The organism is Microbacterium foliorum (assembly GCF_006385575.1).
GTDB lineage: Bacteria > Actinomycetota > Actinomycetes > Actinomycetales > Microbacteriaceae > Microbacterium > Microbacterium foliorum_B.
Window position 1 is genome coordinate 1,687,132 of record NZ_CP041040.1, and the last position, 12,420, is coordinate 1,699,551.

The 12,420-nt window shown below is 67.7% G+C and carries 11 protein-coding genes; 6 read left to right on the forward strand and 5 right to left on the reverse strand.

Features of this window, described 5'->3' with window-relative positions:
- Positions 1–8: 8 nt before the first annotated feature.
- Positions 9–896 (reverse strand): acyl-CoA thioesterase, encoded by an 888-nt coding sequence (locus FIV50_RS08110; protein WP_140036999.1) that lies wholly within the window; start codon positions 894–896, stop codon positions 9–11.
- A 51-nt stretch (positions 897–947) separates the two neighbouring features.
- Between FIV50_RS08110 and FIV50_RS08115 the strand changes: the two genes are divergently transcribed.
- The gene (locus FIV50_RS08115) at positions 948–1,613 is read left to right on the forward strand and encodes a hypothetical protein (protein ID WP_140037000.1); all 666 of its coding nucleotides are present in this window, start codon (positions 948–950) and stop codon (positions 1,611–1,613) included.
- Between the two features lie 13 nt (positions 1,614–1,626).
- Here FIV50_RS08115 and FIV50_RS08120 read toward each other — a convergent pair whose 3' ends face one another.
- The 4 genes from FIV50_RS08120 to pepN all read right to left on the reverse strand — a co-directional run bounded on the left by FIV50_RS08120 (position 1,627) and on the right by pepN (position 7,427).
- Positions 1,627–3,285 carry an FAD-binding dehydrogenase gene (locus FIV50_RS08120; RefSeq protein WP_140037001.1) on the reverse strand — a complete coding sequence of 553 codons (1,659 nt, stop codon included), beginning with the start codon at positions 3,283–3,285 and terminating at the stop codon, positions 1,627–1,629.
- On the reverse strand, positions 3,282–3,731 hold the full coding sequence (locus tag FIV50_RS08125; protein WP_140037002.1) for a globin: 450 nt from the start codon (positions 3,729–3,731) through the stop codon (positions 3,282–3,284). The genes FIV50_RS08120 and FIV50_RS08125 overlap by 4 nt, the downstream gene beginning before the upstream one ends.
- A complete protein-coding gene (locus FIV50_RS08130; RefSeq protein ID WP_140037003.1) occupies positions 3,728–4,801 on the reverse strand; it encodes a mechanosensitive ion channel family protein in 1,074 nt (357 codons plus the stop codon). Before FIV50_RS08130 ends, FIV50_RS08125 begins: the two co-directional genes overlap by 4 nt.
- A 73-nt stretch (positions 4,802–4,874) precedes the next feature.
- Entirely contained in the window at positions 4,875–7,427 is a 2,553-nt protein-coding gene (gene pepN / locus FIV50_RS08135) for an aminopeptidase N (RefSeq protein ID WP_140037004.1), read from the reverse strand.
- A gap of 124 nt (positions 7,428–7,551) precedes the next feature.
- Between pepN and FIV50_RS08140 the strand changes: the two genes are divergently transcribed.
- The 5 genes from FIV50_RS08140 to FIV50_RS08160 are packed head-to-tail and all read left to right on the forward strand — an operon-like array spanning position 7,552 to position 12,417.
- Positions 7,552–8,736 (forward strand): ferrochelatase, encoded by a 1,185-nt coding sequence (locus tag FIV50_RS08140; RefSeq protein WP_258184477.1) that lies wholly within the window; start codon positions 7,552–7,554, stop codon positions 8,734–8,736.
- A gap of 37 nt (positions 8,737–8,773) precedes the next feature.
- On the forward strand, positions 8,774–9,259 hold the full coding sequence (locus FIV50_RS08145) for a ribose-5-phosphate isomerase (RefSeq protein ID WP_140037005.1): 486 nt from the start codon (positions 8,774–8,776) through the stop codon (positions 9,257–9,259).
- Between the two features lies 1 nt (position 9,260).
- On the forward strand, positions 9,261–10,259 hold the full coding sequence (locus FIV50_RS08150; protein WP_140038687.1) for an Fpg/Nei family DNA glycosylase: 999 nt from the start codon (positions 9,261–9,263) through the stop codon (positions 10,257–10,259).
- A gap of 23 nt (positions 10,260–10,282) precedes the next feature.
- On the forward strand, positions 10,283–10,924 hold the full coding sequence (locus FIV50_RS08155; RefSeq protein WP_140037006.1) for an FMN-binding negative transcriptional regulator: 642 nt from the start codon (positions 10,283–10,285) through the stop codon (positions 10,922–10,924).
- Positions 10,925–10,965: 41 nt separating this feature from the next.
- Entirely contained in the window at positions 10,966–12,417 is a 1,452-nt protein-coding gene (locus FIV50_RS08160; RefSeq protein ID WP_258184478.1) for an amidohydrolase, read from the forward strand.
- Positions 12,418–12,420 lie beyond the last annotated feature (3 nt).

Sequence of the window (12,420 nt, forward strand, 5' to 3'; positions counted from 1 at the left end):
GGCGTACGTCACGCCGGGGTCGGCACCCGGACCATGATCTCCTGTGCCACGGAGGCGACCAGGTCGCCCGCCTGCGTGTAGATGCGTCCCTGCGCGAGACCGCGGCCGCCGCGAGCGTTGGGCGATTCCTGCAGGTAGAGCAGCCACTCGTCGACGCGTGCAGGTCGGTGCCACCACATCGCATGGTCGAGACTCGCCACCTTCAACCCGGGAAGCCCCCAGTACACGCCATGGGCGCGCAGGATGGACTCCTGGATCGTCATATCGCTCAGATACGCGAGAGCCGCCCGGTGAATGCGCTGGTCGTCGGGAAGGGGCGCCTTCATGCGCATCCAGACGCCCTGTTGAGGCACGCGGGAATCGTCGCTCGGCAGGAACATCGGTGAGTCGATGTGGCGCACGTCAGCAGCTCGATCGCTGAGCATCCGAACCACGCCGGACGGCAGCCCGTCGACGCGCTGCTCGTCAGGCAGCAGAGAGTCCGGACCGGGAATTCCTTCGGGCATGGGAGCTGCGTGCTCGATGCCCGGATCGTCGTCCTGGAAGGAGGCGATCATGGAGAAGATCGGCACACCGTTCTGATACGCCTGCGAACGACGAGTGGAGAAAGACCGACCGTCGTGGATGCGGTCGACGGCGATCGTGATGCCCTGGCTCGCGTCTCCGGGCCGCAGAAAGTACCCGTGCATGGAATGCACTGCGCGATCCTCCGGGAGCGTCCGTTCCGCGGCGAGGAGGCTCTGCGCCAGCACCTGGCCACCGTAGATCCGCCCTGAGGGCATCGGGTGAGAAGAGCCGATGAAGATGTCCTCGGTGGTGCGGGCCTGAGTCGAATCGAGGTCCAGCACGTCGAGGAGCTGGTCGACGGTGCGAATCGCGTGGGCGTCGGCGGTCATGACTTCCTTTCCGCGACTGCGGATGCCGCTGGCGTTGCTAGTTTAGAGGGTGTGCCCCACCAGCTTCTTCTTGCAGACGCCGAGACCGCGAAGGACGTTCTGACCTTCCTCGGGCGAGCCACCCGCATCTCCGATGAAGGGGTCCGGCTGCAGGCCGCGCGAGGTGTTCTCGCGCTCACAGGAGCCGCTCTAGCGCCCCACGGTCTGTTCGATCAGACTCCGACAGTGCTGGCGATGCGCGTCGTGCAGGCAGACCCTGAGCTCGAATGCGATGTCGTCGTGTCGTCCCTCACGGCGACCGACGACGAGCGCGCGCTGACCCTGCCTGAGACGGGACTCTCACCCGCGTGGGCCGGCGTCGCCCCGCCCCGCGGCCAATGGCAGCCGACTTCGACCCTGGCAGCGTCCGTCATCGCTCGGCGCGCGCAGTGGGGGATCAGCGCCGTCGCGCGTGGCGCGACGCCCGGATCGGGGGAGGAAGCCGTCAGGGCCCTCCGCGCAGCCATCTGGGGTGAGCCCGACGACGATCTCGGTGGCCTGCCGCGCGGAGTCGCGTTCGCGGCCGACGCCTTCGGCTTCATCTCCGGCGAGGAGGACGTTCCGGTGATGCAGTCGGGCCGGTGGACTCGACTCGCTTTCCGGCGGGGTCACGTGCTCGCTCGCGGACCCGTAGCCACGGGGCTCACCGCGGTCAGAGGCACGGGCTCCACGCAGTAGCGGGAGCGCGAGCTCACCGAGCCGCGGCGCGCCCGGCCTGACGCCCCGAGAACAGGCACCCGCCGAGGAACGTGCCTTCGAGCGCCCGGTAGCCGTGCACGCCACCGCCTCCGAAGCCGCTCGCTTCACCTGCGGCATACAGACCCGGAATCGGCTCACCGTCGGCTCCGAGCGCGCGGCCGTCGAGGTCGGTGTTGATGCCGCCGAGAGATTTCCTCGTGAGCACGTGCAGCTTGACCGCGACAAGCGGACCCGCTGCGGGGTCCTGCAGCCGGTGCGGAGATGCGGTGCGGATCAGTTTGTCGCCGCGGTATCCGCGCATCGAACGCAGCATGCCGATCTGGGCGTCCTTCGTGAACTCGTTCTCCATCTCGAGGTCACGCGCCACGACCTCCCGTCGCACGTGATCGATGTCGAGGGATTCCCCGCCGGGGTGCCGCTGCATCTGCTCGAGCAGCGATTCGAGGTCGTTCTCGACGATGAAGTCGTCGCCCTCGTCGAGGAACGCCTGCACTGGCCCCGTCGGTCCCTTGGCGAGTCGGGACTTCACGAGGAGCCCGACATCCTTGCCGGTGAGATCGGGGTTCTGTTCGCTTCCGGAGAGGGCGAACTCCTTCTCGACGATCTTGCGAGAGGTGACGAACCACGAGTGGTCGTGGCCGGTGCTGCGGAGGTGGGCGAGTGTGCCCAACGTGTCGAAGCCCGGGAAGAGCGGCACGGGCAGTCTCTTGCCTGTCGCGTCCAGCCAGAGCGATGACGGGCCCGGGAGGATGCGGATGCCGTGCGACGGCCACACCGGATCCCAGTTCGTGATGCCCTCGACGTAGTGCCACATGCGGTCGCCGTTGATGAGACGCGCACCGGCCGACTCCGAGACGGCGTGCATCGATCCGTCCACGTATGCGGGCACCCCGGTCAGCATGTGCTCGGGAGGAACGCCGAGGCTGGCGGGCCATGCGGCGCGTACGAGGTCGTGATTTCCCCCGATGCCGCCAGACGAGACGATCGTGGCGCCGGCGTTGATCTCGAAGTCACCGATCGCGTGTCGCGACGACTCGACCCCGCGAGCGGCAGGACTCGACTCCAAGATCGCCCCGCGTGCGCCGGTGACCGCTCCGTCGGCGGTGATGAGCTCTGTCACGCGGTGGCGGGGGAGGATCGTGATCCGACCCTCGCGCTCGCCCTGCTCGACCGCGGCGGCGAACGGTGCGACGACGCCGGGTCCGGTGCCCCACGTGATGTGGAATCGAGGGACCGAGTTGCCGGGACCGAGTGCCCCGTAGCCTCCTCGTTCGGCCCAGCCCACCACCGGGAAGAAACCCACTCCGCGTTCGCGCAACCACGAACGCTTCTCTCCGGCGGCGAACTGCAGATAGGCCTCTGCCCATCGGCGCGGCCAGTGGTCCTCAGGGCGGTCGAACGAAGCGGTCCCGAACCAGTCCTGCGTGGCGAGGGCGAGCGAATCGCGAATGCCCATCCGCCTCTGCTCAGGGGAGTCGATGAGGAACAGGCCACCGAACGACCACCACGCCTGCCCGCCGAGGTTCGTGCGCGGTTCCTGGTCGACCAGGATCACACGGCGACCGGCCTCCAGTGCCTCACCCGCTGCGACGAGACCGGCGAGCCCCCATCCGATGACCAGTACGTCTGCAGACAGGGGCTTGTTCGTCATGTGCTCTCCGTTGATTCCTGACGTGATCGCGTCTCGAGCGTGGGGCGCCCGGCTGAGGGTGTGCCGATGCCGGACGGCTCGAATGTGTTCACCATGGCATACGCGGCGCGTTCGAGGTAGTCCCACAGCGTCGATTCGTGGAGTGGCGACAACTGCGCCTCGTCCAGGGCGGTTCGCATGTGTCGCAGCCACCGGTCACGAGCGTCGGGGTCGACGTGGAACGGCATATGACGCATACGCAGGCGTGGGTGCCCGCGCGTCTCTCCGTAGGTCGTGGGGCCGCCCCAGTACTGCTCGAGGAACATCAGCAGTCGCTCCTCGGCGGGGCCGAGATCCTCCTCGGGGTACATCGGCTTCAGGACCGGGTCGAGTGCGACCTCGCGGTAGAAGACCGACACGATCTTCGCGAAGGTGTCGCGACCGCCGACCTCGTCGTAGAACGTCACTTCTGGGAGCTCCCGTCATCGTTGGTCTTCTTGCGCCGCCAGATTCCACGATCCGGAATGACCGGAACGCCGGTGACGGCGTTCGGACGGGTCTTGGGGGGATTCGCGCCCCGCACCCGGCGCGCCCCGTCGAGGCCGGTGGGTACCACGGTCGTCATGCTCGGGAGCATGACATCGTTCTCGAGCATGGCCGATCGCAGGCGCTTGCGGAGCTCCTGGGCGACGTCGTCCTTGGCGTTGGCGCGAGCCTTGATGACGAGACGAACGACCAGGGCGTCGCCGTCGATCGACTCGAGACCCCACAGCTCGGGCTTCTCGATGATGCGGGTACGCCACTTCGGGTCTTTCGAAAGCGCGAGGGCGGTGTCGAGCATCGTCTTCTCGACCTTCTCGAGGTCGGAGTCGACCGGCACCCCAAGATCGATGATCGCCCGGGCCCAGCCCTGCGACATGTTTCCGATGCGAAGCACCTCGCCGTTGCGGACGTACCAGAGGGTGCCGTTCACGTCGCGCACCTGCGTGATGCGCACACTCACGTACTCCACCACACCCGAGGCGAGACCCAGATCCACGACGTCGCCGATTCCGATCTGATCCTCCGCCACGATGAACATGCCGTTGAGCACGTCCTTGACGATGTTCTGGGCTCCGAAACCGAGACCGGCGCCGACCGCCGCGGTGAGGAGTGTCAGAGACCCGAGCAGCGTCGGAGCCAGGTGGTTGACCACCAATACGATGGCGATCACCACCAGCATCACGTTGACGATGTTCTGCAGGATCGTCCCGAGGGTTCGCGTGCGCTGAACGAGGCGCATGTCGGCGAGAGGGGATCGCTCGAGCGCCTGCGTGTCGTCGACCGACGCCTTGTTCTTGGCGCTGTCGACGATGCGGTGCACGATCCTGCGGATGACCACGCGAAGGACGAGAGCGATCACGATGCAGCCGGCGATGATCGCGGCGACGCCGAGCGCCTGCAGGCCCACATCGCGGAGCACCGTGACGGCGTCCGTCCACCAGCCGGGGAGAGTGGTCTCCGCGGGGTCAGGGTTCGTTTCGAATGGCTGAATCATCCCCTCCAGAGTAGCGATCAGGCCTCTGCGCGGGCTGGATGCACCGCGCAGAGGCCTGATGGAAGAAACGGGCTCAGTCCTCCGCGTCGCGGGACTGCGCAGCGAGCGAGCGCTCGACGTCGGCGAGGTTCTCCAGCACGAGTCGGCGCAGCGCCGGCGCCGCGTCCTGGTTGGCGGACAGCCAGGCACGCGTCGCGTCGCGCAGTTCGACATCCGCGATGGCGGTGGGGAACAGGCCGACGATCAGATACTGGGCGATCTGGTAGCTGCGTGACTCCCAGATCGGCACCAGCATGTCGAAGTACGCGGGCACGAACTCGCGAAGCGCCTCGGCACCCGCCGGGTGCACGAAGCCGAGCGCGGCAGATCGCACGATCGTGTTCGGAGCGTCGTCACGCTCGATCAGCGATGCCCAGGCCGCCTTCTTCGAGGCGGAGTCGGGCAGTGCAGCGCGTGCCTGCGCGGCGAACTCGCCGCCCTTCGACGTGTTGTCCGATGAGAGCGCTGCGTCGATGGATGCAGCATCCGTCGCACCGATCGTGGCGAGTCCGACGAGCAGCTGCCAGCTGAGGTCCGCGTCGATCTCGAGACCCGGAAGCGTCTCCTCGCCGGAGCGCAGACGCCCGACGATACCTGCATGCTCGGGCGTCACGAGCGCGTTCGCGAAGGCCGTGACGAACTGCAGCTGGCTGTCGCTGCCTGACTCGGCTGCCTCGGCGAGCGCCCACAGTCCGTCTGCGACCTTCTGGCGGGCGGCGAGGCGAGCTTCCGGCGCGACGTAGAGCGTGGCGGCGCTGCGCAGCTGCGCGAGCGTGGTGCGGACCGTAGTCGACTCCGTCTCGCGGCCGATATTGCCCAACACCAGGTCTATGTAGTCGGAGGCCGCAGTCTCGGCGTCGCGGGTCTGATCCCATGCCGCGCCCCAGACGAGGGAGCGCGCGAGGGGGTCGCTGATGTCCGCGAGGTGGGCGATCGCGGTGGCGAGGGAGCGCTCGTCGAGTCGGATCTTCGCGTAGGCGAGGTCGTTGTCGTTGAGGAGCACGAGGTCGGGGCGCTTGAGGCCGTGCAGCTCGGGGACCTCCGTGCGGTCGCCGTCGACGTCGACCTCGGCGTAGTGCGAGCGTACGAGTGCCCCGTCCTGGAGGTTGTAGAAGCCGATGCCGAGCCGGTGGGGACGGATGGTCGGGTAGTCGGCCGGAGCGGTCTGCGTCACGGCGAATCGCGTGATCGTGCCGTCGGAGTCGTCGGCGATCACCGGCTCCAGCGTGTTCACGCCAGCGGTCTCGAGCCACTTCTTCGACCAGGTGCTCAGATCGCGCCCGCTGGTGGCCTCGAGCTCGACCAGGAGGTCGCTGAGCTCGGTGTTGCCCCAGGAGTGCTTCTGGAAGTACTGCGAGACACCGGCGAAGAACGCCTCGATGCCGACCCACGCGGCGAGCTGCTTGAGGACCGAGCCGCCCTTCGCGTAGGTGATGCCGTCGAAGTTCACCTGCACGTCTTCGAGGTCGTTGATCTCGGCGACGATGGGGTGGGTCGAAGGCAGCTGATCCTGGCGGTAGGCCCAGGTCTTCTCCATCGCGTTGAAGGTCGTCCACGCCTCGGTCCACTCGGTGGCCTCGGCGGTCGCGATCGTCGACGCCCACTCGGCGAACGACTCGTTCAACCACAGGTCGTTCCACCACTTCATGGTCACGAGATCGCCGAACCACATGTGCGCGAGCTCGTGCAGGATCGTGACGACGCGGCGCTCCTTGACGGCGTCGGTGACCTTGCTGCGGAACACGTAGGTCTCGGTGAAGGTGACCGCTCCCGCGTTCTCCATGGCACCGGCGTTGAACTCGGGGACGAAGAGCTGATCGTACTTCGCGAAGGGGTAGGGCACGCCGAACTTCGACTCGAAGTAGGCGAAGCCCTCGCGTGTCTTGTCGAAGATGTAGTCGGCGTCGAGGTGCTGCCACAGGCTCTTGCGGCCGTACACGCCGAGGGGGATCACGCGGCCGGAGGCGCTGGTGAGCTCGGAGAACGTCGCCTCGTAAGGGCCTGCGACCAGTGCAGTGATGTACGAGGAGATGCGAGGCGTGGGCTCGAAGCCCCAGGTCGCGACCGTGTCGTCGTCGTGGACGATGGGCTCGGGCGTGGGGGAGTTCGAGACGACCTTCCAGGATGCTGGCGCCGTCACCGTGAACTGGAAGGTGGCCTTCAGATCGGGCTGCTCGAACACGGCGAACACGCGACGCGAGTCGGGAACCTCGAACTGCGAATAGAGGTAGACCTCGCCGTCGACAGGATCGACGAAGCGGTGCAGTCCCTCGCCGGTGTTGGTGTACTCGCAGTCGGCATCGACGACGAGGACGTTCTCGGCCTGCAGGCCCGCCAGCGCGATGCGCGAGTCGGCGAAGACCTCATCGGGGTCGAGCTGCTCTCCGTTCAACGAGATCTCGCGCACGTCACGCGCGATCAGGTCGATGAAGGTGAGGCTCTCCGGCGTCGCGGTGAAGCGGACGACGCTGCGGGAGCCGAAGACCTCCGCACCCTTCGTCAGGTCGAGCGAGACTTCGTACGACTGGGTGTCGATGATGTCGCGGCGCTCCTGCGCTTCGATGCGGGTGAGGTTCTCTCCAGGCACAGCTGTACTCCCAGGGGTGAGGGGATGCTGCCGCAACCCAGCGCAGTTGGCGCCCACGGCAACCATGACAGCCTACGCCAGCACGGCGGCCTGACTCACGTTCAGGAGATGAAAGAATGGACGGGTGACCGCGATCGAGCCGAACACCGTCCTCTTTGCTTCCGATGCTGCTGCCTCCGGCGCGCCGTATATGACCACCCCGGTGGCCTATGACGGCATCCTGCTCGCCGGGTTCGGTGGCCCTGAAGGACAGGAGGACGTCATCCCGTTCCTCCGCAATGTCACGAGGGGCCGCGGCATCCCGGATGAGCGTCTCGAAGAGGTCGCGCACCACTACCGCCACTTCGGCGGTGTGAGCCCGATCAACGGACAGAACCGCATCCTCAAGGAGGCGCTCGAGGCCGAGCTCGCCCGCCGCGGCATCGATCTTCCGGTGTACTGGGGCAACCGCAACTGGAGCCCGTACCTCGAAGAGGTCGTCACCGAAGCCGCAGCCGACGGCAAGACGACGCTTCTCGCGTTCGCCACGAGCGCCTACAGCTCCTTCTCGAGCTGCCGGCAGTACCGCGAGGACTTCGCGCGAGTGCTGGAGGAGACGAAACTCGGCGAGACGGTGACGATCGACAAGATCCGTCCGTTCTATGACCACCCCGGGTTCGTCGAGTCGTTCGAGACCGGCGTTCGCGAGGCCGTGGAGACCTTCCTCGATCAGGGCATCGCCCCCGCCGAGATCCAGATCCTGTTCTCGACGCACAGCATCCCGACCGCGGATGCCGAGCGCTCGGGCGCGCGCGACATCGACTGGGGCGAGGGTGGTGCGTATGCGGCGCAGCATCTCGCCGTCGCCGCATGGGTGATGGATCGCGTCCGCGAGAGCATCCCCGCAGCGGCCGACGTCTCGTGGGAGCTGGTCTACCAGTCTCGTTCGGGCCCCGCCTCGCAGCCGTGGCTCGAGCCGGATGTGTGCGACGTCATCGGCGAGCTCCCCGAGCGCGGTCGGAAGGCCGTGGCCGTGGTGCCCGTCGGTTTCATGAGCGATCACATGGAGGTGCTCTGGGACCTCGACACCGAGGCCGCGGAAGCCGCAGAGGAGGCGGGGCTCGCCTTCACGCGCACTCCGACGCCCGGGGTCGCTCCGTCGTTCGTCAGCGGCATCGTCGACCTGATCATCGAGCGCCTGGAGGGTCGTCCCAACGAGGATCGCCCCCACGTGACGTCTCTGCCCGGTGCGTTCGACGTGTGCCGCCCCGGCTGCTGCGAGAACGTCCGGGCGGGATTCAAGCCGGCTGCTTCCGGCGTGGCCCCGTGAGCATCCGCTGACCCTCGTCGCTTCTAGGATGGATGCCATGCGCATCCATATCGCCACCGATCACGCCGGTCTCGACTTCTCGACGCAGCTGCAGGATCATCTGCGCGCCGCAGGTCACGAGGTCGTCGACCACGGACCGGTCGAGTACGACGCGCTCGACGACTACCCCGCGTTCTGCATCCGCGCCGCGCAGGCTGTCGTGGCCGATCAGGCGGCCGGGATCGAGACGCTGGGCGTGGTGTTCGGCGGCTCGGGCAACGGCGAGCAGATCGCCGCGAACAAGGTCGAGGGCGTCCGCGCCGCACTGGTGTGGAACACGTCGACCGCCGAGCTCGCCCGCGAGCACAACGATGCCAACGTGATCTCGATCGGTGCACGTCAGCACTCTTTCGACGAGGTCACCTCATTCATCGACACCTTCATCGCGACCCCGTTCTCGCACGACGAGCGTCACGTCCGCCGCATCGGTCAGATCGCGGACTTCGAGCGTGACGGCTCGCTGCTTCCGGATCCGCGGGCCTGACATGCCCGAGGGTCACTCCGTCCATCGCATCGCTCGCCAGTTCGACCGGAACTTCGTCGGCAAGACGATGTTCGCCTCGAGCCCACAGGGGCGATTCGCCGAGGGGGCGGCTGTTCTGAACGGACGCGAGGCGATCAGCGTGCAGGCGGTGGGGAAGCAGATGTTCCTCGAGGCCGAGGGCGATGTCTGGCTGCGAGTGCATCTCGGACTCTACGGCGCATGGGACTTCGCCGGTGACATCCTCGTCGACCCCACCATCGCATCGGCGAACGGCCGCATGGGGCAGACCAACCAGCGCGGCACGGTGGTCGACGAGGAGATCCTCGACGATGCGGGAGAGAACTCGCTCGCCTCCATCGGCGCGCCCCGACGCACCCGCGTGCATGTCCGCATGTCCGAGCAGACGAAGGGCCTCGCTGACGAGGGGTTCGAATGGCCGCCGCCGGTCGTCGGCCAGGTCCGGCTGCGTCTGATGACCGACATCACCGCCGCAGATCTGCGTGGTCCCACTGCCTGCGTTCTGCAGACTCCCGAGGAGATGCTCGCCAGCGTGGCGAAGCTCGGCCCCGATCCGCTCGTGGGGGATCCCGTGCAGAACGAGGAGCGCTTCGTCGAGGCGGTCCGCAAGAAGCAGACGGTGATCGCGCTCCTGCTCATGGATCAGGCTGTGGTGAGCGGCATCGGCAACGTGTACCGGGCCGAGATGCTGTTCCGGCAGCGATTGAACCCGCATACGCCCGGCCGCGAGGTTCCGGAAGACATCGTGCGAGCCCTGTGGCACGACTGGGTGCGTCTCCTCGCCATCGGTGTCGAGACCGGTCAGATGATGACGATGGACGACCTTTCGCCCGATGCGTACCGAGCCGCGATGGCGAGCCGCGACGACCGGCATTGGGTCTACCACCGCGCCGGTCTGCCGTGCCGCATCTGCGGCACCGAGATCGCTCTCGAAGAGATCGGCGCGCGCAAGCTGTACTGGTGCCCGCGCTGCCAGGCGTGACCCGTCGGCCATAGGCTGAGGGGATGCGTCAGAACCCCAGTTTCACGCTCGCTGATGTGGCCGAGATCCGTCGGATCGTCGAGGCCGATCCCTGGGCGACGATCGTGAGCCACGGTCCCGACGGCCTGGTCTCATCGCACTACGTCGTTCTCCTCGATGACGACCGCGACGACCTCACGGTCGTGGGCCATGTCGGGCGGCCCGACGATCTGATCCACGGCTTGGGGGAGAGGGAACTGCTCGTCGTCTTCCAAGGACCGCACGGCTACATCTCTCCCGGGTGGTACGGCGATGTGCAGTCGGTTCCGACCTGGAACTACACGGCCGTGCATCTGGCAGGGATTCCCGAGATCCTCAGCGACGAAGAGAACCTCGCCGTGCTCGACCGGCTGGTCGATCGCTTCGAAGGGCGGATGCCGGAGCCGCGGCGGATGTGGGAACGACCGAACGACCCCGCGTTCGTGACGCGGCTGGCCGGAGGGACGGTGGGCTTCAGGCTCACCCCGACCAGGGTCGTCGCCAAGCGCAAACTCAGTCAGAACAAGCCTGTGGAGACCGTGGAGACCGTCATCGCCGAACTCGAGGGCGATGGCCCGTACGCACAGCCCGCCCTCGCTGCCGAGATGCGTCGTGCTCAGCAGGCTCGCACGGGAGCGGTCCGGTGATCGGTGTCGGTGCACGGATAGGCACTGTCACGGGCGTTCGCGTGGCGGGCCCGGGGCGCGAGTTCCTCGTCGACGATGAGCCGGTCGACATCTTCATCGAAGACGGACGTATCGTCGACATCGCCCCCGTGGGCGCGCTGGCGTCGCGGGGAGAGGTGCTCGACGGGGGAGGCGCCTGGGCGGTACCCGGCCTCTGGGACAACCACGTGCACACGGTGCAGTGGGCCCTCGCGACGGAGCGCGTCACGCTCGGGAGCGCTGCGTCGGCGGCCGAGGCCGCAGCGATCATGGCTGCGGCGGCGCCCCTCCCAGACGGACGCAAGGTGGGCAGCGGCTTCCGCGACGCGATGTGGCCGGATCGCCCCACGCTCGCTCTGCTCGACAGCGTCACCGGAGAGGTGCCCACCTACCTCATCAATGCCGATGTGCACAGCACGTGGCTGAACTCGGCGGCGCTGCGGCTCGAGGGATTCGACGGCGACGACGGGATGCTGCGCGAGGAGGAGGCGTTCGAGATCTCCCGCCGCCTCAACGCGGTGGACCCTGATCGCGGCGACATCGCGGTACGCGCGGCCGGGGAGCGCGCCGCCTCTCGCGGGGTGACCGGCCTCGTGGACTTCGACATGGCCTGGAACGCAGACGCCTGGCCGCGGCGAGTGGCTGCGGGGTTCGCCGCGCACCGAGTCGAGTTCGCGATCTATCCCTTCGACCTCGAGCGCGCGATCCGTGCCGGTCTGCGGACAGGGGAGCCCCATGACCATCCCGGGGCTCCGGACGCGGGCCGCGGGCTGATCCACGTAGGTCCTCTGAAGATCATCAGCGACGGTTCGCTCGGTACGAGGACGGCCGCGTGCTCCCACTCCTATCCGGGCGACCCGGAGAACTTCGGCGTGCTCACCGTGCCCCCGGCGGACCTCACCGAGCTGTTGACCGTCGCCACCGGCTCGGGGTTGGCAGTCGCCGTCCACGCCATCGGCGACCGCGCGGTCACGGGAGCGCTCGACGCCTTCACCGTATCGGGGGCAGTGGGAACGATCGAGCATGCCCAGCTGGTGCGGCATGCGGATCTCGCCCGCTTCGCCCGGCTCGGCGTCGTCGCGAGCGTCCAGCCGCAGCACGCTCTGGATGACCGTGATCTGGTGGGGCACCACTGGGCGCGTCAGACCTCCATCGGCTACCCGCTCGGGGCGCTGCGCGACGCCGGAGTCGAGCTGCGCTTCGGCTCGGATGCGCCCGTTGCTCCGCTGGATCCGTGGCAGGGCATCTCCGCAGCAGTCACTCGCACGGACGACGAGCGGGAGCCGTGGCATCCGGAGGAACGGCTCACGCGGGAGCAGGCGCTGCAGGCGAGCGTGCGCACGTCGTTGCGACCGGGCGAGCCCGCCGATATCGCACTCTGCGGACTCGATCCGCTGGTCGCCTCGGGTAGCGATCTGCGGGGAATGCCCATCGTGGCCACGCTCCTGTCCGGGCGTCTCACACACGGCGCCTGACGA

What these genes read in the sequence shown, in the direction of transcription:
- FIV50_RS08110 (WP_140036999.1), bottom strand. Translation starts at nt 896, where the DNA reads ATGACCGCCGACGCCCACGCGATTCGCACCGTCGACCAGCTCCTCGAC.
- FIV50_RS08120 (WP_140037001.1), bottom strand. Translation starts at nt 3,285, where the DNA reads ATGACGAACAAGCCCCTGTCTGCAGACGTACTGGTCATCGGATGGGGG.
- FIV50_RS08130 (WP_140037003.1), bottom strand. Translation starts at nt 4,801, where the DNA reads ATGATTCAGCCATTCGAAACGAACCCTGACCCCGCGGAGACCACTCTC.
- FIV50_RS08145 (WP_140037005.1), top strand. Translation starts at nt 8,774, where the DNA reads ATGCGCATCCATATCGCCACCGATCACGCCGGTCTCGACTTCTCGACG.
- FIV50_RS08150 (WP_140038687.1), top strand. Translation starts at nt 9,261, where the DNA reads ATGCCCGAGGGTCACTCCGTCCATCGCATCGCTCGCCAGTTCGACCGG.
- FIV50_RS08155 (WP_140037006.1), top strand. Translation starts at nt 10,283, where the DNA reads ATGCGTCAGAACCCCAGTTTCACGCTCGCTGATGTGGCCGAGATCCGT.